General features: G+C 49.0%; 18 protein-coding genes, 1 pseudogene and 1 other annotated feature. Of the genes and pseudogenes, 5 read left to right on the top strand and 14 right to left on the bottom strand.

The features are described from left to right. Nucleotides 1–51: 51 nt before the first annotated feature. Entirely contained in the window at nucleotides 52–1,266 is a 1,215-nt protein-coding gene (locus tag KNO95_RS01455) for a DASH family cryptochrome (RefSeq protein ID WP_026826438.1), read from the bottom strand. A gap of 335 nt (nucleotides 1,267–1,601) precedes the next feature. Here KNO95_RS01455 and KNO95_RS01450 point away from each other — a divergent pair, with 335 nt between their 5' ends. Further along, nucleotides 1,602–2,255 carry a DUF6198 family protein gene (locus KNO95_RS01450; RefSeq protein ID WP_026826439.1) on the top strand — a complete coding sequence of 218 codons (654 nt, stop codon included), beginning with the start codon at nucleotides 1,602–1,604 and terminating at the stop codon, nucleotides 2,253–2,255. Nucleotides 2,256–2,279: 24 nt separating this feature from the next. On the opposite strand, the gene KNO95_RS01445 is transcribed toward KNO95_RS01450, so the two are convergent. Continuing rightward, the gene (locus tag KNO95_RS01445; protein WP_026826440.1) at nucleotides 2,280–3,320 is read right to left on the bottom strand and encodes an alcohol dehydrogenase family protein; all 1,041 of its coding nucleotides are present in this window, start codon (nucleotides 3,318–3,320) and stop codon (nucleotides 2,280–2,282) included. Between the two features lie 99 nt (nucleotides 3,321–3,419). After that, complete coding sequence (locus KNO95_RS01440) at nucleotides 3,420–5,132, bottom strand: ABC transporter ATP-binding protein (protein WP_026826441.1); 1,713 nt, start codon at nucleotides 5,130–5,132, stop codon at nucleotides 3,420–3,422. A 118-nt stretch (nucleotides 5,133–5,250) separates the two neighbouring features. Here KNO95_RS01440 and KNO95_RS01435 point away from each other — a divergent pair, with 118 nt between their 5' ends. Continuing rightward, complete coding sequence (locus KNO95_RS01435) at nucleotides 5,251–5,601, top strand: iron-sulfur cluster biosynthesis family protein (protein ID WP_034771157.1); 351 nt, start codon at nucleotides 5,251–5,253, stop codon at nucleotides 5,599–5,601. Then, nucleotides 5,574–5,795: a hypothetical protein gene (locus KNO95_RS01430; protein WP_152538888.1), complete on the top strand. Its 222-nt coding sequence runs from the start codon at nucleotides 5,574–5,576 to the stop codon at nucleotides 5,793–5,795. The genes KNO95_RS01435 and KNO95_RS01430 overlap by 28 nt, the downstream gene beginning before the upstream one ends. Before the next feature lie 107 nt (nucleotides 5,796–5,902). On the opposite strand, the gene aspS is transcribed toward KNO95_RS01430, so the two are convergent. From aspS to secD, 7 genes and pseudogenes are all read right to left on the bottom strand, one after another. After that, on the bottom strand, nucleotides 5,903–7,675 hold the full coding sequence (aspS, locus tag KNO95_RS01425) for an aspartate--tRNA ligase (protein WP_026826443.1): 1,773 nt from the start codon (nucleotides 7,673–7,675) through the stop codon (nucleotides 5,903–5,905). Further along, nucleotides 7,672–8,952, bottom strand: coding sequence for a histidine--tRNA ligase (hisS, locus tag KNO95_RS01420; RefSeq protein ID WP_251129346.1), 1,281 nt, complete (start codon nucleotides 8,950–8,952; stop codon nucleotides 7,672–7,674). Before hisS ends, aspS begins: the two co-directional genes overlap by 4 nt. A 44-nt stretch (nucleotides 8,953–8,996) precedes the next feature. Beyond that, nucleotides 8,997–9,231 (bottom strand) — a binding site (T-box leader). A gap of 38 nt (nucleotides 9,232–9,269) precedes the next feature. Beyond that, on the bottom strand, nucleotides 9,270–9,713 hold the full coding sequence (gene dtd / locus KNO95_RS01415) for a D-aminoacyl-tRNA deacylase (protein WP_026826445.1): 444 nt from the start codon (nucleotides 9,711–9,713) through the stop codon (nucleotides 9,270–9,272). Nucleotides 9,714–9,729: 16 nt separating this feature from the next. Then, nucleotides 9,730–11,919: a RelA/SpoT family protein gene (locus KNO95_RS01410; RefSeq protein ID WP_026826446.1), complete on the bottom strand. Its 2,190-nt coding sequence runs from the start codon at nucleotides 11,917–11,919 to the stop codon at nucleotides 9,730–9,732. Between the two features lie 191 nt (nucleotides 11,920–12,110). Continuing rightward, nucleotides 12,111–12,629: an adenine phosphoribosyltransferase gene (locus tag KNO95_RS01405; RefSeq protein ID WP_026826447.1), complete on the bottom strand. Its 519-nt coding sequence runs from the start codon at nucleotides 12,627–12,629 to the stop codon at nucleotides 12,111–12,113. A 1-nt stretch (nucleotide 12,630) separates the two neighbouring features. Then, nucleotides 12,631–14,988: a single-stranded-DNA-specific exonuclease RecJ gene (gene recJ / locus KNO95_RS01400; RefSeq protein ID WP_235181853.1), complete on the bottom strand. Its 2,358-nt coding sequence runs from the start codon at nucleotides 14,986–14,988 to the stop codon at nucleotides 12,631–12,633. A 36-nt stretch (nucleotides 14,989–15,024) separates the two neighbouring features. Next, nucleotides 15,025–17,242 (bottom strand): annotated as a pseudogene (gene secD, locus KNO95_RS14575) (protein translocase subunit SecD). A 213-nt stretch (nucleotides 17,243–17,455) separates the two neighbouring features. Here secD and zupT point away from each other — a divergent pair. Then, entirely contained in the window at nucleotides 17,456–18,316 is an 861-nt protein-coding gene (zupT, locus tag KNO95_RS01385) for a zinc transporter ZupT (protein ID WP_026826449.1), read from the top strand. A gap of 36 nt (nucleotides 18,317–18,352) precedes the next feature. Here zupT and KNO95_RS01380 read toward each other — a convergent pair whose 3' ends face one another. Beyond that, on the bottom strand, nucleotides 18,353–20,125 hold the full coding sequence (locus KNO95_RS01380; protein ID WP_026826450.1) for a methyl-accepting chemotaxis protein: 1,773 nt from the start codon (nucleotides 20,123–20,125) through the stop codon (nucleotides 18,353–18,355). 180 nt (nucleotides 20,126–20,305) lie between these two features. Here KNO95_RS01380 and KNO95_RS01375 point away from each other — a divergent pair, with 180 nt between their 5' ends. Continuing rightward, nucleotides 20,306–21,463 (top strand): NAD(P)-binding domain-containing protein, encoded by a 1,158-nt coding sequence (locus tag KNO95_RS01375; protein WP_026826451.1) that lies wholly within the window; start codon nucleotides 20,306–20,308, stop codon nucleotides 21,461–21,463. A gap of 19 nt (nucleotides 21,464–21,482) precedes the next feature. Here the strand turns inward: KNO95_RS01375 and yajC are convergent, their stop codons facing one another. From yajC to queA, 3 genes are all read right to left on the bottom strand, one after another. Next, nucleotides 21,483–21,761, bottom strand: a complete 279-nt coding sequence (yajC, locus tag KNO95_RS01370; protein WP_026826452.1) for a preprotein translocase subunit YajC — start codon at nucleotides 21,759–21,761, stop codon at nucleotides 21,483–21,485. A gap of 84 nt (nucleotides 21,762–21,845) precedes the next feature. Beyond that, complete coding sequence (tgt, locus tag KNO95_RS01365; RefSeq protein ID WP_026826453.1) at nucleotides 21,846–22,991, bottom strand: tRNA guanosine(34) transglycosylase Tgt; 1,146 nt, start codon at nucleotides 22,989–22,991, stop codon at nucleotides 21,846–21,848. Continuing rightward, complete coding sequence (gene queA, locus KNO95_RS01360) at nucleotides 22,988–24,046, bottom strand: tRNA preQ1(34) S-adenosylmethionine ribosyltransferase-isomerase QueA (RefSeq protein WP_026826454.1); 1,059 nt, start codon at nucleotides 24,044–24,046, stop codon at nucleotides 22,988–22,990. Before queA ends, tgt begins: the two co-directional genes overlap by 4 nt. Nucleotides 24,047–24,048 lie beyond the last annotated feature (2 nt).

The raw sequence follows: 24,048 nt of genomic DNA, 5'->3' as shown, positions 1-24,048 counted from the left end.
CTTCTATAAAAAGAAGTCAATGAGAAACACCGACTTCTCGTGACAGTTTCGTCACAACCATTTGTTACGAAACGCACGGTCAGGATCGTACGTGAACTGTTGACGCTCGATGTTAAAATGCCGATTTCGTGAGTCGTTTCCAACACCCGCTTGATAAGCCCAATTCGCCCAATTACTAGCGACATCATAATCGATCAGCTTCGATTCAAAATAGGCTGCTCCGTATCGCCAATCCTGCATTAACTCCTTAGCGAAATAGTTGGCAACGATTTGCCGACCCCGGTTCGACATCCACCCTGTTGCATTTAGCTCGCGCATGAACGCATCGACAAACTCCACTCCGGTATCGCCTCGTCGCCATTTCTCGATGATGTCAGAATCGACCCGCCACTCCTTCGGCTTCGAACGAATCCCCTGCTCCCGAAACAATCGTTTTCCTTGTTCAAGTGCGACCCATTGAAAAAACTCGCGCCACAACAACTCAAAGTAGAGCCAGTACGTCGATTCGTTCACACTATGTGTCCGCTCGTGCGCTTCTAATTCAAAGAAGACTCGACGCGGGGACAACGAGCCATTCGCCAAATACGGGGACAACTTTGTCGAATCGTCGACCCCGAATCCATTCCGTGTCTCTTTATACGTTCGAATCGGCACGGACAAATAATCATTCAACCGACGTTTTGCAGCTAATTCGCCACCTTTGAAGGGGAATGCCGTCCTCGGGTCTTGCTCGACTTCTTGAACTGGGAATGGGAACGTCACTTCGCGTTTAGACGCTGTCGCCTTTCGGGAGGTGAGTTCGCGTGGTCGAACATCATATTCGACTGCTTTACGGAACTCTGTAAACAGGAACGGCATCTTTTCAAATGGGATATCAACTTCTTCAAATAACGTAAATCCTTCGAACGTTTCGTACTCCCCCTCCCACTCCCCGATTACTTCTTCTTCACGCTTTCGTTCATTGTATCCGATTGCCCTCTGAAACAAGAGACGGTCGGCCGGGTCTATTATGTCGAGCGGATGCCCAACATGGACATAGAACGGAATCCCAAGAGCATTCAATGAACCCGCCACGTCTTCTAACGTTTCTTTCAAAAAATGAAACCGTTCGTTCCCGAGCGGAATGACACCATATCGATTCTCAACGAGCTGCTTTGGACTGATAAAATAATGCCCTTCTATCGGATCATCATGTCGCAGCGCCTCCTCGAGTGGCAAGTGATCATCGACGCGTAAATCATTTTGGTACCATATAATTGTTTTCATGAAGTGACCTCCTCCATTACTTAGTATGATGGATGACAGTTTAGTACAAAAAGATTAGGATGTGTTTGAAAAATGTTTTCAAAACCAATTTGTGTGGAATATATTCATCTAGAAGAGAAAGGGGTGCTACTATGGCTAAGAAAGGTAAGATGGGATCATTAATCAAAGTCGCGACGGCGGTCGCACCGTTCGTCTACAAATATTATAAAAAGAATAAAGCTAAAAAATCACCGAAGAAATAACGATCTCGTCTCAGCTTTCACGCTGAGACGTTTTTTTCATGTTTTCAAATCGAGTGTGCTAAGATAAATCAATCATTTTATTGAAACGAGGCGATGTTCGTGCACGCAAGGTCTATCCACTTTTTACGTATTCTCTTCAAATGGGGCCTCTTCATGACCGGATTGTTCTTACTCGCACTCGGCTCATCGATCATGATCACGGCAAATCTCGGTGTCTCCACGTGGGACGTCCTTCATATCGGAATCGCTCACCATCTTCCGATTTCAATCGGAACTGTCATCTTATGCGTCGGTCTTCTACTCGTCCTATTCAAATACATACTCGATCGCGTCCGTCCTCAGTTCGGGACGCTCGTCAACGCGGTTTTCGTCGGGGTATTCATGAACTTGATTTTAAATGAGCAATGGCTTCCTGTTTTCGAAGGGATGATCATGAATATCGTTTGGCTCACATTCGGCATATTTGTGATGGGTATGGGAGCCGGTCTGTACGTCGCTGTCGGGTATGGTGCCGGTCCCCGTGATGGATTGACGCTTGCCTTAGCAGACCGTTTTAAAAAGTCTGTCCGTGCCATGCGGACTTGGATGGAGTTGACTGCTTGTCTTATAGGCTGGGCGCTTGGCGGACCGCTCTTCTTCGGCACCATCCTATCGATTTTCCTCATCGGTCCGTTCTTCCAGTTCTGGTTAGAACGGTTCCGCCTGTTCATCGCCTACGTCGATCGTCTCAAAGTAAAATTTGCATGAATTAGAGAGGGATTCCCTCTCTTTTTATGTGTTCGGAATCAAGACAATCTTTCCGAACTTACCCGATTGTTTGAAGTACGTTTGCGCTTCACGTGCCTCTTCAAGCGGGAACGTCCGATCGATGACCGGTTTTAGCTTCCCTTCCGCGATCGAACGCAACATTTCCGCGAACTCATGCCTTGTCCCGAGGACAGACCCATACATCGCAATATGCTTCAAATACAATGTACGGAAATCGAGATGGGTCGTCTGTCCGCCGGCAGAACCGGAAATGCAGAATTTCCCACCCTTCTTCAATACTTGAAGAGACATATCAAACAACGCATCCCCGACGACATCAAGCACGGCATCGACCGGACCGCCGTTCGCCGCGATGATATCATCGGCGAGCGTCTCAGAACGATAGGAAAAGACTTCGGTCGCACCGAACGCTTTCAATTCTTGCTCGTTTTTCAAATCACCGACAATGGCGAACACTTTCGCACCGAAAACGTTCGCAGCAATCTGAACGTTGAGCGAACCGACACCACCGCTCGCACCTGTGACGACAATCGTCTCACCGGAACGAATGTGTAACTGCTCATTCATATGCCACGCTGTGAGTCCGCTCACGGAAAAAACCGCACTTTCGACAAAATCATCGAGTGGCATATCAAAACAAAGGTCGGCCGGCCAGGCAACGTATTCTGCATAACCTCCGTCATATTCTGAGCCAATAAAGGACATATCGTCTGACAAGTGTTCTTTCCGTTCAGGTCCGCTCGAGGTGAACGGAAACAAGACGACATGTCGGCCAATCATCGTTTGATCGACCTCGTCCCCAACCTCGACGACTTCTCCCGTGATGTCTGAACCGGGAATACGGGGAAAATGGACGCCTTCCGGGCGCCAACCTGACTTTTCGCCAGTTCCATACGCCCCTTCTCGCATCCAAATCTCGGTATTGTTAATGGCACAGGCGCGCACCTTGATCAGTACTTCTCCCGCTTTCGGTGTCGGTTTTTGGATATCGATCACTTGAAGTTGATCGACATTCCCATATCCTACGACTTGCACAGCTTTCATGGTGTATCTGCCTCCTTCTCTTTCGTTCATCCATATGTATTTACCCACGAACCATTCATATCACGCCCAAAAGGTCACCATTCTCAGGTGACCCTCCGTTTAAAGCTGTTGGCGTTGTAACAGATTTGTGAAGACGCCGCCTTTTTGGCTGAGCTCTTCATGTGTCCCGTCCTCGACGATTCCTTCGGCCGTCACGACGAGGATCCGATCGGCATTCTTCACCGTCGCCAAGCGGTGAGCGATGATGAGCGTCGTCCGATTCGCCGCCAGTTCATTGAGTGAATCTTGAATGATGGCCTCGGTTTCCGTATCGAGTGCCGAAGTCGCCTCATCCAAAATTAAAATCGGCGGATTTTTCAAGAACATACGTGCGATAGCGATTCGTTGTTTCTGACCACCGGAGAGCTTGAGTCCTCGTTCCCCGATTTGTGTGTCGAGACCGTGTTCGAGCTCCTCGACAAGCGTCCCGAGATGCGCCTTCTCTACCGCATACATGATATCGGCATCGGTCGCATCAAGCTTCCCATAAGCGATATTCTCACGCAATGTACCCGCAAACAAGAAGACGTCCTGTTGAACGATTCCGATTTGACGACGTAAACTCTCTTTCGTCATATCACGGATGTCCATCCCGTCAATCGAGATAGCACCCTTTGTGACGTCATAAAAACGAGGGATGAGTGAACAGATTGTCGTCTTACCTGCCCCGCTCGTCCCGACCAAGGCCACGGTCGTCCCTTCCTTGATCGACAAGTCAATGTCCGTCAACACTTGGCGATAATCCGAGTATCCGAACGAGACGTCGTCGAAGACGATATCGCCTTTCAACGTCTCAACATCAACCGCTTCGTCGCGATTCTTAATATCCGGTTCTTCGTCTAAAAGTTGCGTGAAGCGTTTAAATCCTGCCATCCCTTTCGGATACATCTCGAGAAGTGCCGTGATCTTCTCAATCGGTTTAATGAGCAAGTTCATATACAAGATAAACCCGACGAGCTGTCCGTAAGACAACTGCCCTTCATACGTTAAGTATGCCCCGTAGACAAGGACGAGTAACGTCATGAGACGCGTCGTGATGTAGATTCCGGCGAGTGACTTACTCATGACCCGATACGCTTCAATCTTCGAGCCGCGATAGAAGTTGTTGTCCTTTTGGAAACGTCCAATCTCAAACGTCTCATTCGTGAACGACTGCACGACACGTGCCCCTGACACACTGTCCTCAACGCGTGCGTTCACTTCCCCGATATTCGTGTACATCTTTTGCCATGCTTTGTTCATGTTTTTATTCGCATACGTGATCATGATGATGAGGAATGGTACCGCGACAACGGTGACGAGTGCGAGTTCTGAGTCAATCGAGAACATGATCCCGAACGCACCAAGTAGCGTCATGATGGCGATAAAGAAGTCTTCCGGCCCGTGGTGCGCCACTTCCCCGATATCGAACAAGTCGTTCGTGACCCGGCTCATCAAATGCCCGGTCTTATGGTTGTCAAAGAAGCGGAACGACTGTTTATGGATATGCGTGAACAACTCTTCTCGCATGTCTGTCTCGATGTTGATTCCTAGCTTATGTCCCCAATAGTTGACAACATACTGCATCATCATGGCCAATATGTAAAGAATCAATAGACCGATGCTGACAATGATAATCCAGTTCCATTCCCCACCTGGCAACAAATCATCGATGAACCATTGAACGGCGAGCGGAAACCCGAGTTCAAGCAGTCCGACGAGAATCGCGAATGAAAAGTCGAGGATGAATAACTTCTTATGTGGCCGATAATAACTAAAAAAACGTGCAAACATTCTCTTACCCCCTTCTAAACATTAAGTGTACGCTTTTTTCCGAAAGGTGGAAAACAGGATGCATCCTTTTTTCATTCTTTTTTCAATCGGCGTATAATAAAGGTAAGGAGTGATACACATGCATGTACACATTACAGAACGCGCGCTCGAACGAATCAAGTCGTTGAAAGGCGAACGCGAGGGACAGATGCACCTCTTTTACGAAACGGAAGGTTGCGGCTGTGGAAACAGCGGAATCTTCGAGATTCGATACGTCACGGAGACGACTCCAGAAGACGTTGAGATCGACTCGAACCTCGGTCCAATCTTAATAAAAAACTGGACGAAAGTATTTTTAGACGAACAGATGAAAATCGATTTCCTTGAAGACCGTCGTACGCTCGTCTTGAAGAGTGACGGGCAAGTGTTCAATTCGAATCTACTCGTCACGGACGGCACGGGTTGTCAGTTGAACGTCCCGAGCCGATGAAACAGACACTGAAACAACATCCGAGACTGTTGGTGCTCTTCTTCTTGAGCTTCGGGCTCGGACTGTTCGGGATCTATCTGGCGTTTACCGACTCGGTTTACACGATGTCTGCTGTCATCGCCTCACTGTTTGTGTTCGGTTTTGCGTTGCAGCGAACAGCGAAATATATGCAGCGAGAAGAGAATAAACGTTAACAAGAGTATGTGTTCCGATTAAATATCTACCATCTCGTGTTGAATCCAAAATCCGTTTCACACATACAAAAAACGAGGATTGCCATGGCAACCCTCGTTTTTTGTGCTTATTTCTTCTCTTTCACTGCCGTACGAATCGACAACTCTTCAAGTTGCGCGTCCACGACAGGACTCGGTGCTTGCGTGAGCAAGTCGCTTGCCGATGCCGTTTTCGGGAAGGCGATCGTGTCGCGAAGGTTCGAACGACCTGCAAGAATCATGACGAGACGGTCGAGACCGAGTGCGATTCCTGCGTGTGGTGGTGTACCGTATTCGAACGCTTCAAGTAAGAAGCCGAACTGTTCGACTGCTTCTTCTTGCGTGAAGCCGAGCAATTTGAACATGCGCTCTTGGATGTCGCGCTCGTAAATACGCTGTGATCCGCCACCGAGCTCGTAACCGTTCAAGACGAGGTCATAGGCGATGGCGCGTACGCTTGCCGGGTCTGTCTCGAGAAGGTGAAGGTCTTCACGGTTTGGCATCGTGAACGGGTGGTGGTTCGCATAGAAGCGACCTTCTTCTTCTTCAAACGTCACGAGTGGGAAGTCCGTCACCCATAGGAAGTTGAATTTCGACTCGTCGATGAGACCGAGTTCGTGTCCGAGTTTGACGCGGAGTGCGCCAAGGCTGTCTGCGACGACAGTTGGTTTCGATGCGACAAAGAGAAGAAGGTCACCCGCTTCTGCATTCGTTGCTTCGATCAACTTTTGTGCATACGTCTCGTCAAAGAACTTCGCGATTGGCCCGTTCAAGCCTTCCGTTGTCACTTTGAGCCATGCGAGACCTTTCGCACCGTATACCGCTGTGAACTCTTGGAGCTTGTCGATGTCTTTACGTGAGAAATTGTCCGCCTCACCTTTGACGTTGATCGCTTTGACTTGTCCGTTTGATTCGAGTGCCGCATCGAACACTTTGAAGCCGGCACCTGTCACGGCGTCCGCCACGTCGATGAGTTCAAGACCGAAACGTGTGTCCGGCTTATCTGAACCGAAGCGACGCATCGCTTCAGCATGAGTCATGCGCTCGAACTTCGCCGGTGTGTCCGTACGACCGAGCGTCGATTCCATGACTTGTCCCATCATCGATTCCATCATCGCCATCAAGTCTTCGATGTCCATGAAGCTCGTCTCGATGTCGACTTGTGTGAATTCAGGCTGACGGTCTGCACGAAGGTCCTCGTCACGGAAACAGCGCGCGATTTGGAAGTAACGGTCAAACCCTGCGACCATGAGCAACTGTTTGAAGAGCTGCGGTGATTGTGGGAGTGCGTAGAACTCTCCACCGTGGACACGGCTCGGGACGAGGTAGTCACGTGCGCCTTCAGGTGTCGACTTCGTCAAAATCGGTGTTTCGACTTCAAGGAACTCCTCTTCTGTCAAGAAGTTACGGATCGTGTTCGACGTCTTCGAACGAAGGCGGAACGTCTCTTGAAGCGCCGGACGACGAAGGTCGAGGTAACGATATTTAAGACGAAGGTCTTCTGAAACGTTTTCCGCTTCGTCCCCGATTGGGATTGGTGTCATCTTCGCCGCGTTCAAGATGTTGATCTCAGACGCGATGACTTCGATGTTTCCTGTCGGCATGTTCGGGTTCTTGTTCTCACGCTCGAGCACTGTCCCTTTCACGTCGAGGACGAACTCGCTACGAATCGTCTCTGCGAGTTGGTGGACTGCTTCGTTTTCTGGGCGAACGACGACTTGGACGATCCCTGTGCGGTCACGAAGGTCGATGAATATGAGTCCTCCGAGGTCACGACGTTTTTGTACCCATCCTTTAAGTTGTACTTCTTGGCCGATGAGTGACTCTGTCACCCGGCCGTTCATATGTGTGCGTCCGATCATTGTGCTGCTCCTTCCGATAGTTCACGAATTTTGTCTGCGACGGCCGAGAGTGGCACGTCAACTTGTTCACCAGTCGTCATATCTTTCAAGGCGGCTGCCCCGCGTTCGACTTCATCATCTCCTAAGATGACTGTAAACTTGGCTTTCAGGCGGTCCGCCTGCTTGAACTGTCCTTTGAACTTGCGCCCTTGGTAATCTCGGTCTGCCTTGAACCCTTCCATGCGGAGTAGTTGCAAGAGGCGTGTCGCCGTCAATTCGACTTCTTTCTCACCTTGCGCGACGATGAAGACGTCAAGTCCTGTCTCGAGTTCAGGTAAGACCCCTTCATTCTCCAAGGCGAGGATGAGACGTTCCAACCCGATCCCAAAACCGATTCCCGGCATGTCTGGTCCACCGATGTCTTGCACGAGACCGTTGTAGCGTCCGCCGCCACAAAGTGTCGTGATGGCTCCGAAACCTTCTGCCTCGGACATGATTTCAAACGCCGTGTGCGTGTAGTAATCGAGCCCACGAACGAGCGTCGGGTCAATTTCATAGGTGACACCAAGTGCATCGAGTTGTGCGAGCACTTGGTCGAAATATGCTTTCGACTCTTCATTTAAATATTCAAGGATCGACGGTGCCGTCTTCATCGACGGGTGATCGCGGTCGACTTTACAATCCAAGATGCGAAGCGGATTCTTATACAAACGTGACTGACAGTCTTGGCAAAGTTCACCTGCCACCGGCTCGAAGTGACGGATAAGCGCATCGCGGTGGGCGTTGCGGCTTTCCGCGTCCCCAAGCGAATTGACGACGACTTTGATTTTCTGAAGCCCAAACGACTTGTAGATTGAGTAAGCGAGGCTGATGACCTCCGCGTCAACGGCCGGGTCGCTACTGCCGATCGCTTCGACACCGTATTGGTGAAGCTGACGGAAGCGGCCTTTTTGCGGACGCTCATAGCGGAACATCGGTCCCATGTAGTAGAGCTTCGTCGGTTGGTCCGGATTCCCGAACAATTTGTTCGTCACGAACGCACGCACGACAGAGGCTGTCCCTTCTGGGCGAAGCGTATACTCGTCTTTCCCTTTCTTCACGAGCGTGAACATCTCTTTTTGGACGATGTCCGTCGTCTCCCCGACACTACGTGTAAACAGGTTCGTCGTTTCAAAGATTGGTGTGCGGATCTCTTTATAGTTGTAACGGGCGCTCATGTCGCGAAGTTTCCCCTCGACATATTGCCACGTCTCGACCGTGCCCGGAAGTAGGTCTTGTGTACCGCGTGGTGCTTTCATCATCACATTTCCCTCCTTAAAAATACAAAAAAGGCCCTCGTCCGCAAAGGGACGAGAGCCTGTGTAAGTTTCCCGTGGTACCACCCTCGTTGCAGAGCCATCACTTGAAACTCTGCCACTCGAAATCGGTTAACGCCCGATGAGACGGCTCCCCCTACTCGCTTTCAAAGGAGCACCTCCAAAGTGTCGTTCGGGTCATCATCCAGTCGATGCTTTCAGCCAAGGCATCGCTCTCTTTGCTGGTGGGTTGACCGTACTCTTCTTTATCGTAGGTGTTTGACTATATGCTTCATGATGCCGAATCAAGCCGGTATCTGTCAAGCGTTTTTTTCGAGCATGAGTGTGACCGGTCCGTCATTGACAAGTGCGACGTCCATCATCTCACCAAAGCGTCCCGTCTCGACGACGAGTCCATTTGACCGAAGTCGCTCGTTGAACTTTTCATAGAGCGTCTCGGCCATGTCCGGTTTCGCTGCCTTTGTGAAAGCAGGTCGTCGTCCTTTCATCGTATCTCCATACAATGTGAACTGAGAGACTGACAAAATTTGACCAGACACATCTTGAATCGATAAGTTCATCTTTTCTTGATCGTCCTCGAAGACGCGAAGTCCGGTCACTTTGTCGGCGAGCCAGTTCACTTCTTCTTCAGTATCTTCATGTGTCACACCGACGAGAAGCAAGTATCCAGCTTTGATTGCCCCGACGACTTCATCCTCGACTGTGACCGATGCTTCTTTCACTCGTTGCAATAATACACGCACGTTCCTCTTCCTTTCGTCACGTCATCATGACTCGGCTGACCGAATACACGTCTGAGATTTGTTTGATGCGCTCGACGACTTTCTGCAGGTGATTCACGTTTGGAATCGAGATCGTCATCGAAATGCGGGCTTGTTTGTTTTGGTCGCCCCGACCGCTGACGGCAATGATATTCGTATTCGTCGCCGACACGGCCTGAAGGACATCGTTCAGGAGTCCTGAGCGGTCATATCCAGTGATTTCGATATCGACGTTATAGTTTTTCTCTTTCGCCTGACCAACTTCCCATTCGACATCTAGGAGACGCTCCGGGTGTTGCTCGTTGACGATGTTCAAGCAATCTTTCCGATGAATCGAGACCCCGCGTCCACGGGTGATATACCCGACGATCTCATCCCCCGGTACCGGGTTACAACAACGACTCATCCGAACAAGCATGTTGTCGATCCCTTTGACCGTCACGCCTGCTTCCGTCGTCTTTTTCTTCGGTGACTGACTGACTTTTAACTCGCTGATGGCTTCTGATAGCTCGAGCTTCGGCTCTTTTCGCTGCTTTTCGGTCAACTTATGTGCGACTTGAGCGGCAGTGATGCCTTGATAACCGACAGCGGCATACATTTCTTCTTCATTCCCAAAGTTGAATTTCTCGACGACGATACTGAGTGCCGGCTCGTCGATTACTTCTTTCGGTTCGAATCCAAGCTTTTTGATTTCCGCCTCGACGAGATCTTTCCCTTTCTCGACATTCTCTTCACGCTGTTGGCGTTTGAACCATTGGCGAATCTTATTCTTCGCCTGACTCGAAACGGCGAGCTTCAACCAGTCCTTACTCGGACCGTAACTGTGCTTCGACGTGATGATTTCAATGATGTCGCCCGTCTCGAGCTTATAGTCGAGCGGGACCATCCGTCCGTTCACTTTTGCCCCCGTCATCCGGTGCCCGATCTCCGTATGGATTCGGTAAGCATAGTCAATCGGAACAGAGCCTTTTGGTAACTCGAACACGTCCCCTTTTGGCGTGAACACGTAAAGCATGTCACTAAAGAAGTCGACCTTGAGGGACTCCATGAATTCTTCTGCATCCGTCGTGTCTTTTTGAAGTTCGAGAATCTCACGAAGGTGCGCGATTTTCTCGTCGAATCCGTTCGTCGAGACATTCTTCCCTTCTTTATACGCCCAGTGTGCCGCAATCCCGAACTCGGCGATGAAATGCATATCCTTCGTTCGAATCTGGACTTCGAGCGGTTCACCCTTAGGACCGATCACCGTCGTATGGAGCGACTGGTACATGTTCGGTTTCGGCATGGCAATATAATCTTTGAATCGTCCTGGCATCGGTTTGTATTGCGTGTGGATGATTCCGAGCACCGCATAACAATCACGAATCGAGTCAACGATAATCCGGACCGCCATCAAATCATAAATTTCATTAAATTCTTTTTTGTGCTTGAACATTTTATTGTAGATGGAATAGATATGTTTCGGCCGACCGTTTACATCGGCATCGATGTGCACTTCTTCAAGAACTCCGTTCACTTCTGTGATGACAGAAGTGACGAGCGCTTCTCGTTCCGTCCGTTTTTGTTTCATCATCGAGACGATCTTGTAGTATTGCTGCGGGTTGATATATCGTAACGAAATATCTTCGAGCTCCCATTTAATCGTTGAAATCCCCATCCGGTGTGCGAGCGGTGCAAAGATTTCAAGCGTTTCTTCTGCCTTTTGGACTTGTTTCTCTTTCGGCATATGCTGAAGTGTACGCATGTTATGGAGACGGTCCGCAAGTTTGATCAAGATGACGCGCACATCTTCAGCCATCGCGATAATCATCTTCCGGTGGTTCTCTGCGAGTTCTTCTTTTTTCGATTTATATTTGATTTTACCAAGTTTCGTGACCCCATCTACAAGCATGGCCACATCCGGACCGAAATCGTCCGTCAATTGCTGTAACGAAATATCCGTGTCTTCGACAACATCATGCAAGAGTGCTCCGATGATCGTCGTGGCATCTAAGCCAATATCAACGAGAATGCCGGCCACTTGGACCGGATGGAGGATATAGGGCTCGCCCGAACGTCGGAACTGACCGGTATGATGAAGTTTTGCGTATTCGTAAGCGCGTTTCACTTCGGTTATATCGTCGTCACCCATATACTCCCCGAGCGCGTCGAGAAGATCCTCAATACTTACGATTTGTTTTTTGGTCATAACATTCGACACCCTTTTTCTTACCGCTCCAATCGCTTTGGATTCGTCGCAGCATGGTAGTAGTTTATGTTCAAGATTCTCTAATTTTTATAACCATTATCGAAAAAATCTGACGACCTGTCAAAGGTTGTCGGTTATTTTCCTCAAAAACTATTCAAAAACGGGAAGCATCTGCTTCCCGTTCAAAAAAATCAGTCTTCGTATCGGATGAGTGAGAAGATGTCGTATCCTTCAAGACGCTCTCGTCCACCGAGTCCGTCGAGTTCGATCAAGAATCCGATTCCTGCTACAACTCCACCAAGTTGCTCAATCATTTTGATTGTCGCTTCAATCGTTCCACCTGTTGCGAGCAAATCATCAAGGATGACAACTTGTTGTCCAGGTTTGATTGAATCTTTGTGCATCGTTAAGATGTCCGTTCCATACTCGAGACCGTATGATACACGCACTGTCTCACGCGGTAACTTTCCTTCTTTACGTACCGGTACAAACCCGAGTTCGAGCGCATAGGCTGCCGGGCAACCGACGACAAATCCGCGCGCTTCTGGTCCAGCAATCAACTCTGCTCCACGCTCACGTGCATAAGCGACGAGCTCATCTACTGATTTCTTGTAGACTTCGCCATCTTGCATAAGTGACGTGATATCTTTAAAGCTAATGCCCTCTTTTGGATAGTCTGCTACTTCTTTAATATGCTGTTTGAAATTCATTTTATGTGTATGCCTCCTGCATCTTGTTCAATCGCAACGATTGTAACCGCTCTTTGAGCTCTGCCAATGACGCGTATACGAAACGCTCTTCGAGTTGTTGGCGTCCAATCCGGCGTTGATAGCACGGCGCCTCGGTCAAATCGCGTTTCGGTGCTTCCGGATTGACTCCAGGCAGTCCGTCTTCCATTGTAACAAGAAATTCGAGTTCAGAGAATACTTGATGCATAAATTGAATCGTATTTTTTGACCATTTTCGCTCTTTTGACAAACGAATCAGGTTTTCACGTAGATTTTTCCGTTCGCAAGTCGCCATATGCACATAATACGTTCGGAAATCCTCACGCGACGGAAGACGTTCAAAGAACGAGTCCCCTTGTCCGAACGCACAATAGATTCGTTCGACACCTTCATGAAGTTTTTCTGCGAGAACCGCCTCATCGTCAGGAAGATCGAGCAGGACGACGAAACGATTGAGTGGTTCATCGTCTTCATGAAGCGGAAAATCCTCTGATGTTCCTTGGAATGACAGGAACGACGTATGTTCTTTCGGCAGGTCCTTCAACTCTTGCACCGAGTTTTTCTTCCCACGGTAGTCAAATACTTGGAAGTCATCGACACGTAAATCTTGAATCATGAGCTGAGGCTTTCGCATCCCGTTCCATTCGTTCACCTGAAGACTCCCCATCACCGAGACATGAGCCATCTGCGAGATTTCCGAGACGACGTGTCCGAACCCGAACCCGATACCATCGAGCTCACGCTTGTCTCCGGCGAGCTGTACTTTCAAATGTGTTGCATCACGTCCGATTTGACGAATGTCACGTAGTTTCGCATCTGCCACGACAACACGTGGTGATGGGTTACCCATCCCAAATGGCGCGAGTTTGCCGATTTCTGTAATCAAATCGAGCGAGACGTCGTTGACCGTCAGTTTCAAATCGACATTGACCCGAGGCACGAACACGTCACCGGGAATCGATTCCGCTTGATGGTTCAGTCGTTCCCGTAGCTCAGCGACGTTTTCAGACTGTAACGTCATCCCTGCCGCGGCTGGGTGTCCCCCGAAGTGTGGCAAGATGTCTTCATTTTTAGAGAGTTCTTTAAACAGGTCAAACCCGTCAATCGATCGCCCCGAACCCTTCGCCTTGCCCGTTTCCGGGTCGTGACAGAGGAGGATGACCGGACGATAGTACGCTTCGACGAGACGAGAAGCGACGATTCCGACAACTCCAGGGTTCCATTTCTCACTCGCGACCACAAGCACACGGTCCTCTGTCATCGACGCTTCGACGAGTTCTTTCGCTTCAGCGGTGATCGTCTTGACGATATCTTGACGCTCTTTATTTTGCTTATCGAGTTGTTTCGCGAGCTCAAGTGCTTCCTCGACATGCTCGGCGAGGAGCATTTGAAGCGCCGGCATCGCCGAGTCGAGACGACCCGCAGCATTGATACGAGGTCCGAACGCAAAACCGACCGACTCCTCATTCAATACACTGTCACCGAGACCACACACTTCTCGTAATGCTAAGATACCTGGTCGCTTCGAAGCTTCGAGTGCCGCGATCCCTTTTTTCGCTAGCAGTCGATTCTCTCCGTCTAGTGGAACGAGGTCGGCAATCGTGCCGAGAACGGCCAAATCAAGGAGTTCCTCCGGCATTCTTCCTAAAACCGCATGCGCCACTTTAAGGGCGACCCCCGCACCGGCAAGTTTATCGTATGGATATCTCGGGTCGATGTGCGGATGGATAACCGCATAGGCGTCCGGGAGTGTCTCTTTCGGCTCGTGGTGATCCGTGATGATCAAATCGACACCAAGGTCTTTCAACAATGTCGCTTCTTCAATTCCAGAAATCCCACAATCCACCGTAATGACCAATGTGAACCCTTCATCGGCCGCCCACTGGAACGCTTCTTTGTTCGGTCCATAACCTTCTGTGAAACGGTTCGGGATATAGCACTCGGCCATGACACCAATTTCAGTCAGGGCGTGCCACATGACAGAAGAGGCGCTGACACCATCGACGTCATAGTCTCCATAGATGAGTACCATCTCACCTTCGTCCACCGACCGCTTGATTCGTGACACGACTTTCTCCATCTGTTCGAACAAGTACGGATCATGAAAGACGAGCTCTTCCTCGGCATACAAAAATGCTTTGGCCGCCTCTACGTCCTGATGACCACGCTGAACGAGTAACGTCGCGAGTTGTGCTGATATATTTAATTCGCTTTGTAAACGTGTGACGTCTTCCAAATTTGTTTTTGGATAGACCCACTGTTTCTTCGAATGATACATGTCCTTCACTCCAATCAATTGTAGATTATAGCAGACCGCGTGAAAGATGTGCCGTCTTGACATTTGAAAAGGTCTCCCTTCGGAAGGGAGACCCAGTCGTTACGCCTCTGTGACCGGCGTATCTTTTTTCTTGTTGATGGTTGTACGTTTGATGAGGAGCCATAAGTAAGATGCGATGAAGATGGATGAATACATCCCCATGAAGAGTCCGACCAACAATGCGAGTGAGAACCCACGGATCGACTCAGCACCGAACACATACAAGGCGAGGGCTGTCACGAGTACCGTGATGACGGTGTTGACCGAACGCACAATCGTCTCTTGAATCGAGCGATTGATGATCGACTCATACACATCCATCGATCGAATTTTCCGTTCTTTTTCATACGACGTGATATTCTCCCGGACCCGGTCGAACGTAACGATCGTATCGTTGACCGAATAACCGATAATCGTCAGAATCGCTGCGATGAAGTATAGGTTGACCTCAACACCAAAGAGCGAGAATGCGACGATCATGAAGAACGCATCGTGTAGCATCGCGACCACAGTCGCGACCGCATAAGAGAATTGGAAGCGGACCGTGATATAGAGAATGATCCCAATCGAAGCGACGGCTACCGCATACAAGGCATTTTTCGCCAAGTCACGACCGACTTGAGCCGACACGGTGCTGATGTTCGGATCGTTGCCGAACTGTTCTGTGAACGCCGTCTTGACGCTCGCAACTTCTTCTTGTCCTAATTGTCCGACGAACGTGACATATGCCAAGCGACCTTCATCTGCATATTGGACGCTCGAAATCTCTTGGTCGACACCCGCGTCATTGAACGCCTGTGTGAACTCTTCTTGTGAGACCCGCTCTTCCGTTTGTACCTCGACACGTGTTCCTGAGGCGAAGTCGATTCCAAGATTCAATCCCCGGAAGAACAAGAGACCGATTCCGAGAACGACGATGGCTGTCGAAATCAAGAACATCGTGCGCATATGTTTGACGTAATTCCATTCAGTAAGCTTAAAGTTCACGGATTTCACTCTCCTTCACACCAAACCATCCTTTACGTTTGTCGAACAGGCGACTTGAGACAAGGAGGTGCATCAAATAACGTGAGATGAACACGTTTGAGATGAACGTCATCGCAATTGAAATCATGAGCATAATCGCAAATCCTTTGACTGAACTCTGTCCGAAATAGAACAAAACAGCAGCCGAGATGAGCGTTGTCAAGTTGGCATCGATGATTGTACTGAGCGAACGACGGTTACCGGCACGGAACGCCGATAAGACCGACTTACCAGAGCGGAGTTCATCTTTGATCCGTTCTGCCGTGATGATGTTCGCATCGACCGCCATCCCGACACCGAGGACGAGTGCCGCGATCCCTGGGAGCGTCAAGACCGCATTGATTCCATTGAAGAACAACATGATCAAATTAATGTATAGAACGAGTGTAATAATCGACACGAGTCCTGGTAGACGATAGAAGAACAACATGAAGAAGAATACAGCGATAATCCCGATTGTTGCGGCAAATACCGTTTCTTCAAGTGCATCTTGACCGAACTGGGCCGATACCGATGTCGAATAAATCTCATCAAGCTTGACCGGAAGCGCACCTGCGTTCAAGATGTCAGCGAGGCGTTGACCGCTCTCTGCGTCAATCCCACCACCTGAAATGATGGCTTTATCCGACAAGATTGGCCCGTTGACGGAAGCATCTGACACAATTTTCGAGTTCTCTTTTTGAATTTCTTCCTCGTATGTGTCACCTTCTTCGTAATCGAGCCAAATGACGAGACGATTCTCGGGAGCAGGACGTTGTGAGATTTCTGACGTCACTTCACCGAATTTGTCAGCGGATTGAAGCGTCAACTCAACGACCGGTTGCCCTTGTTGGTTGTAGCTGAGTGCAGCACCACGGGGCGCCAAGTCTTTCCCGTCGAGCAAGACGTTGTCATTTACGTCACGGAACGTCAATTGTGCCGTTGACGAGATGACTTCGCGCGCTTCGTTTTGGTTCGACACGCCCGCGAGTTGGACACGGATTCGATTGTTTTCTTCGATTCGAACGTCCGGTTCGGATACCCCGAGGACGTTGATTCGGTTGTTGATGGCGCGAACGGTTGCATTCATCGCCGATTCGTCGATGACATCACCGTCTTCGAGCGGTTGCACTTCATACAAAACTTCGAATCCACCTTTTAGGTCGAGTCCGAGATTCGTGTTCTTGACGACCCATGGTGTCGTGAACACAGCGAGCAGGATTGTCGCAATCATGAGGATCGCGAAAATCACAATGTTGCCTTTTTTGTACATACGACTATTTCCTTTCTAGACCACTGTTCTTGATAAAAACTTCTCTTGTTAACATTACAAATTTTCTAAACATTTATCAATCATTTTCCTAAAATTGTAACGGCTGTTCACAGATTATCTGTCCTAATTTGCGTATAAGACTAAATGTTGCGCATAGGCAAAACTTCATGTATGATAAACCTAACCATTACGAAATTAAAGGAGTCTTCCCTCATGGATAGTACGATTATTTATGCGTTCCTCCTCACCTTGTTTGCAGGACTTGCGACAGGGATCGGGAGTATGATCGCATTCTTTGCGAAACGAACAAACACAGCTTTCTTATCGATATCACTCGGTTTTTCCGGAGGTGTCATGATTTATGTATCATTCATCGAAATTTTCCCAAAAGCGCTTGAAGAGCTTGTTGGCGCACACGGAGAATCCACAGGTACGATTTATACAGTCCTTGCGTTCTTCGGTGGTATGTTCTTGATTGGCTTGATTGATAAATTCATCCCAAAAATGGAGAACCCGCACGAGGTCAAATTCGTTGAATCGATGCAAAATGATCCGTCTACTCAAGAATTGGCGACGACCGCAACAAATGAATCGACCAACATCACTCATCCGGAAACACAAAACCGCCTAAGAAAAATGGGGATTTTCATGGCACTCGCTATCGGAATTCATAACTTTCCTGAAGGGTTGGCGACGTTCATCTCGGCACTTGATGATCCTGCCGTCGGTCTTGCCATCGCGATCGCCATCGCCTTGCATAACATTCCGGAAGGGATTGCCGTCTCGGTTCCAATCTATTATGCGACGGGTTCACGGAAGAAGGCGTTCAAACTTTCGATGTTATCTGGACTTGCCGAACCGGCCGGAGCTGCCATCGGTTTTTTGATTCTCATGCCGTTCTTGAGCGACACGGTATTCGGACTATTATTCGCGGCAGTCGGTGGAATCATGGTATTCATCTCACTTGACGAATTGCTACCTGCCGCCCGCGAATATGGGCGTGCCCATCACTCAATGTATGGAATGGTCGCCGGGATGATTGTTATGGCGACAAGTCTGATTCTATTGATGTAACAAACAATGCCCTGACGAAGCCGTCAGGGCATTGTTTTAATTTGTTTTAAATACATGGACAACATCTTTTAATTCGGAGGACATATGGCTCATCGTCTCGGCAATCCCATTGATTTCCTGAATAGCCGCAAGTTGTTCTTCGACGTTCGCACCCGCTTCTTCGACACTTCGCTGTGTCGAGACAGCGTTCGTAGACATATCTTCAACCGATACCGCGACCTCTGTCGTATTGGCACTTACCTCTTCCGTCGCTGCAGCAATCTCACTCATTTGACGCGACGTTTCTTCGATGACCGCTACAATCTCCCGGAACGCTTCGGCCACTTCACCCATTTGCGATACCCCGTTCTCTACGTGCACACTCGACTCCTCAAACGCCGATTCGACTTGTTCTGTGTCCCGCTGAATGTCGCGGACGACGGTTTGAATTTGAATCGCGGACTGCTTTGATTCTTCGGCAAGCTTTCGAACCTCCGCAGCGACGACCGCGAATCCTTTACCATGCTCACCGGCACGTGCCGCTTCTATGGCCGCATTCAAGGCAAGCAAGTTCGTCTGTTCCGTAATGGCTGTAATGGAACGGGTGATCTTTTCAATCTCTAGCGACTGGTTCGACAGACGACTCACCATTTGATTGGTCATTTCATTTGCCCGACGGATTTCTTGCATTCGCTTCTCGGCCAATTGAACCGTATCTAGTCCACCGTTCGCCGCCTCGAGTGTATGAATCGTCTGTTCATTCACTCCTTGTGAAGCGGCAGCAATTTGATTCAAGCCGTCAACCGCTTGATTGACACCGATCGTTCCTTCCTCCGCGCGCTTGGATGACCCTTGGGCAGCTATATTCATGTCTTCGAATAATCGTGAGACACCTTGTGTCGTCGTTGCCACATGATCTGTGCTTGCGTAAAGTTCCTCTGAATAGGCTGTGACTTTATCTGAAGCTTCTCCCACGCGACGAATCAAACCGACAAGGTTATGTTTCATCTCGTTAAACGCCGTCACAAGGTCTCCAAGTTCATCGTTTGATGCGACTTCGATATCTTCTCCCGTCAAATCACCTTCCGCCATGATTCGGGCTTGACGACCGAGTCGGTTGATCGGTTTTAGGAATAGGCGTTGTAGTGCTAAGAGAGAAAGAATTCCAATTACGACACCGACAACACTGATGACAATCATCCAAAAAATCGAACTTTCTGCATCCTTTTGAACCACCTCCGTCTCAGACTCAAGGAGGCCTCCTTTATACTCGACAAGATCTGTCACCGTCATGCGGACACGGTCCGTCGTAGGCGTCACACTCGTATTGAGTACAGTCTTATATCCAATCTCGTCTTGTTGCTGGCGAAGTTCGATCGCACGATTCATTTCGCGGTCCAACAGTTCGTTAAACTTTTCCAAGTCTTCTAGCCAAGATAAGATTTTCTCATCTGAAGACGATGCGTTGAGTTTTTTCATCAACTCATCACGATTCTCTTGAACCCCCTGTAAACTAATGAGTGTCTTTGGATTTGCGACAAGCATATAATAATTCAAATATCGTTCAGCATCCGTTACTGCCAATGACAAATTTTCTGCGAGGAGCATCTCTTGCATCCCTTCACTGAGGACCCGATCGTAAGCAGCAGTCGATTGTCTCAACTGATATGACCCGAGTGCTCCAACAATGACGAGGGCGATAATCGTCGGAACTAGTGCGATTGCCATACGTCTTTTAAGTGAAGAACGTCTATTTTGTTTCACACCGCTTCGTTTCCGTGTCCACCCTTTCCAATTTTTGAACGGTCTTACAAATCGTTTCACATCCATATCGTTCGTTCTCCTTCATCTCGGATTTCTTCTCACCTTGACATTAATGCAAACGTTTTCACTATTCAAATCGATTTTTCGAAATAAGGTGGATGAATTTGAAACTAATTCATTTTGACAAAAATAAGTCATCTTTTGTATACTTTAAATCGTAATAATTACGTTTTGTGAGGTATTCAAATGAATGTTGAAAACACATCGGTATTAATTATTGGTGGTGGTGTCCACGGAATGACACTCGCCATCTCATATATAGAACAAGGCGGTAAATTAGATGATTTACTAATTGTCGATCCGAATTCCGACCCGCTGGCCAACTGGACGCGACAGACCGACTCGATTTCGATGTCGCACCTGCGTTCGACTCGTGTTCACCACGTCTCTTCAAACCCATACGCCTTGAAGCAATTCGCATCCCGTCATGCCTACCGTTCAAATCATTTCAAAGACACGTTTGGACGTCCGTCGCTCGAACTGTTCAACGATCATGCCTTGATGCTATGGGACGAACTTCGTCTAAATGACTGCTTTCTCGGGAATGAACGGGTAATGGCAGTTCGTAAAGAAGGGCAGGGTTTTCACGTCCAAACTGACCGACGTATGATTGTGGCGGACTCGGTCATTGTCGCGATCGGTCAATCTGCGTCCGTCGTATTGCCGGAATGGACGAACGAACGATGCCAGCACATTTTCACGAAAGTTCGAGGAGATGAATCAAATGATGTGACTGTAATCGGCGGTGGTATTACGGCACTCCATTATGTCGTCAAGCGCGTCAATCAAGGACATCGCGTCACACTCGTAACGAGACGTCCGCTAGAAGTCAGTCAGTTCGATGCAGATCGTGAGTTCATGGGACCGAAAGGATTGGACCAGTTCAATCGTTTACAGCAGGACTGGACGACAAAACGCTCGTTCATCACACGGGAGAGAAAACCAGGTTCTGCTCCGAACGACCTCGTCTTAAAAGTAAAGCGCTTGATTCAAACGGATGCCGTTACGCATCAAATCGGTGAAGTAGAACGTCATCAAGACACACTCATGGTAAATGGCGAGCGTCTAGACGACAGTGAAATCGTGTTGTGCACCGGGATACGACCTCAACCCGTGAAAGAAACGTTCTTACGACCATTGATCGAGCAACTCGATCTCCCTTTCACGCCGTGTGGAACCCCAGTGTTGAACAATCGACTTGAGTGGACAGGCGGTCTCTATTTAACCGGTGCATACGCCGACTTGATCATCGGTCCGTTCGCACGTGCCGTCTATGGCGGGCAAGAGGCAGCCCGTAGAATCATCCCCCAACTTCTCTCGACACAAAAAAGCGTCCGACCGTAACGGTCAGACGCTTACTTGATTATTCCTCAAATGAGGCATTCGCTTTTTTCACGACTTCTGCCACTGCACTTCGGTTGAAGCGAAGAAGCGACTGGTCGCATTTCAAAACGACATGTGTGTCTTCGATTTGATGAACGACGCCGTGTAAACCGCCGATTGTGACAACGCTGTCGCCACGCTCGAGGGCGTTTTGCATCGATTGTACTTCTTTTTGGCGTTTCGTCTGTGGACGAATCAAAAGGAAGTAAAATACGACGAAAATCAAGATCATTGGTAATAACGCAACGAGTGTTTCCATGTGTAACATTCACCCTTTCCTTCAATATCAGGTTCATTATACCGTGAAACTGAAACAATGTCACATAATGTCCGACACGATTTCTTAGAAATTCTTCGCGTTTGGCTTGTTGTAACCGTATTCTTCGAAGAACTCTTCTTTGAAATCGAGCAAACGGTCTTCACGAATCGCTTGACGAACCTGCTCCATCAACTTCACGAGGAAGTGAAGGTTATGTGTCGTGCACAAGTGAAGTCCGAACATCTCTTCCGCACGAATCAAGTGATGGACATACGCACGCGAATAATTTTTACACGTGTTACAGTCACACTTCTCATCGATTGGACCGAAGTCTGTCTTATATTTTGCTTGTTTAATCGTGACACGACCTTTTGATGTCATGAGCGTCCCGTTACGCGCGATTCGTGTCGGAAGGACGCAATCGAACATGTCGATTCCACGAATCGATCCTTCAATCAATGCATCTGGCGAGCCGACACCCATCAAATAGCGTGGTTTGTTTTCAGGCATGAGAGGTGTCGTGAATTCAAGGGCACGATACATAACGTCTTTCGGTTCACCGACCGAGAGACCTCCTACCGCATATCCTGGGAAATCGAGTGAGACAAGGTCTTGCGCGCTTTGACGACGAAGATCTTCATATTCTCCACCTTGAATAATACCGAAGAGCGCTTGGTCTTCTGGACGTTCGTGTGCCTCGAGGCAACGTTCTGCCCAACGGCTCGTACGTTCGACCGATTTCTTCATGTATTCATGTGTCGCCGGATATGGCGGGCACTCATCAAATGCCATCATAATATCCGACCCGAGCGCGTTTTGAATCTCCATCGCTTTCTCAGGTGACAAGAACAACTTGTCTCCGTTCAAGTGATTGCGGAAATGGACACCTTCTTCTTGAATGTTTCGAAGATCAGCGAGAGAGAATACTTGAAAGCCGCCCGAGTCCGTTAGAATCGCGCCATCCCAGTTCATGAATTTATGAAGACCACCGGCTTGTTTGATGACGTCATGGCCCGGACGTACCCATAGATGGTACGTGTTCGACAAGATGATGTTCGCGCCCATCGCCTTGACTTGTTCTGGTGCCATCGTTTTAACGCTCGCTTGCGTTCCGACCGGCATGAAGACCGGTGTCTCGAATGAGCCATGCGGCGTATGGACGATCCCGTGCCGCGCTCCGGTCTGTTTACATGTGTGAATGTGTTCGTAAGTGACTGCATGTTTTGTCATTTTGTTACTTCCTTCCTCGTGATGAGCATCGCATCTCCAAAGCTGAAGAAGCGGTATCGTTCTGCGACCGCAGTTCGATAAGCATGTAAGATAATGTCGCGCGTCGCGAACGCCGAGACGAGCATGACGAGTGTCGATTTTGGAAGATGGAAGTTCGTGATCAATCCATCGATTGCCTTCAACTCGACACCAGGGTAAATAAAGATATCCGTCCAGCCCGATGACTCGACGAAGTCCCCATGGTCTCGCATGATGGTCTCGAGCGTCCGCGTCGACGTCGTTCCGACCGCAAAGATGCGACCACCTTGAGCTCGAACATCTTGGAGCGCTGTTGCGGACTCTGCTGACAACTCAAAATATTCACTATGCATCGTATGTTCCTCGATGGAATCAGCCGTCACCGGACGGAACGTACCGAGGCCGACGTGAAGTGTGAGTGGAATCAACCGAACGCCTTTCCCTTTGGCTGCCTCGAGTAATTCTTCTGTGAAATGAAGGCCTGCTGTCGGTGCCGCTGCACTTCCACGTTCTCGTGCATAGACCGTTTGGTATCGGTCCTGGTCGTCGAGTTGTTCGCGAATATACGGCGGGAGCGGCATTGTACCGAGCTCGTCTAAAATTTCATAGAAGATCCCGTCGTAGTCAAACTTGAAACGACGTCCTCCTTCCGGGAGCTCCTCGACGCATTCTGCGCGGAGAAGTCCGTCGCCGAACTCGACGATGGCACCGATGCGTACTTTTTTTGCAGGTTTGACGAGTGCTTCCCACACATCGTCTTCCGTCTGCTTCAATAAGAGCAGTTCGACTTTCCCACCCGTCTCTTGTTTCGCACCGAAAAGACGTGCCGGTAAGACGCGTGAATCGTTGACGACGAGCGCATCCCCCTCGTTCAAGTAATCGAGCACGTCACGGAAATGACGATGCTCGATGTCTCCTGTCTCACGGTCCAATACGAGCAGTCGTGAGCTTGTTCGATCGAGTAACGGGACTTGTGCGATCAACTCTTCCGGTAATTCAAAATCATAATCGTTTACGTTTAATTGAATATCTTGCATAC

This window comes from Exiguobacterium sp. ERU653 (assembly GCF_018617775.1).
GTDB classification, from domain to species: Bacteria; Bacillota; Bacilli; order Exiguobacteriales; family Exiguobacteriaceae; genus Exiguobacterium; species Exiguobacterium marinum.
The sequence above is the reverse complement of the archived record's forward strand: the minus strand, read 5'-3'. Positions and strand labels throughout refer to the sequence as shown.

Excerpts from the sequence above, each read along its gene's own strand:
- KNO95_RS01455 (WP_026826438.1), bottom strand. The coding sequence starts at position 1,266 with ATGAAAACAATTATATGGTACCAAAATGATTTACGCGTCGATGATCAC.
- KNO95_RS01450 (WP_026826439.1), top strand. The coding sequence starts at position 1,602 with ATGTTCGTGCACGCAAGGTCTATCCACTTTTTACGTATTCTCTTCAAA.
- KNO95_RS01445 (WP_026826440.1), bottom strand. The coding sequence starts at position 3,320 with ATGAAAGCTGTGCAAGTCGTAGGATATGGGAATGTCGATCAACTTCAA.
- KNO95_RS01440 (WP_026826441.1), bottom strand. The coding sequence starts at position 5,132 with ATGTTTGCACGTTTTTTTAGTTATTATCGGCCACATAAGAAGTTATTC.
- KNO95_RS01435 (WP_034771157.1), top strand. The coding sequence starts at position 5,251 with ATGCATGTACACATTACAGAACGCGCGCTCGAACGAATCAAGTCGTTG.
- aspS (WP_026826443.1), bottom strand. The coding sequence starts at position 7,675 with ATGATCGGACGCACACATATGAACGGCCGGGTGACAGAGTCACTCATC.
- hisS (WP_251129346.1), bottom strand. The coding sequence starts at position 8,952 with ATGAAAGCACCACGCGGTACACAAGACCTACTTCCGGGCACGGTCGAG.
- KNO95_RS01410 (WP_026826446.1), bottom strand. The coding sequence starts at position 11,919 with ATGACCAAAAAACAAATCGTAAGTATTGAGGATCTTCTCGACGCGCTC.
- KNO95_RS01405 (WP_026826447.1), bottom strand. The coding sequence starts at position 12,629 with ATGAATTTCAAACAGCATATTAAAGAAGTAGCAGACTATCCAAAAGAG.
- recJ (WP_235181853.1), bottom strand. The coding sequence starts at position 14,988 with ATGTCAAGACGGCACATCTTTCACGCGGTCTGCTATAATCTACAATTG.
- zupT (WP_026826449.1), top strand. The coding sequence starts at position 17,456 with ATGGATAGTACGATTATTTATGCGTTCCTCCTCACCTTGTTTGCAGGA.
- KNO95_RS01380 (WP_026826450.1), bottom strand. The coding sequence starts at position 20,125 with ATGGATGTGAAACGATTTGTAAGACCGTTCAAAAATTGGAAAGGGTGG.
- KNO95_RS01375 (WP_026826451.1), top strand. The coding sequence starts at position 20,306 with ATGAATGTTGAAAACACATCGGTATTAATTATTGGTGGTGGTGTCCAC.
- yajC (WP_026826452.1), bottom strand. The coding sequence starts at position 21,761 with ATGGAAACACTCGTTGCGTTATTACCAATGATCTTGATTTTCGTCGTA.
- tgt (WP_026826453.1), bottom strand. The coding sequence starts at position 22,991 with ATGACAAAACATGCAGTCACTTACGAACACATTCACACATGTAAACAG.
- queA (WP_026826454.1), bottom strand. The coding sequence starts at position 24,046 with ATGCAAGATATTCAATTAAACGTAAACGATTATGATTTTGAATTACCG.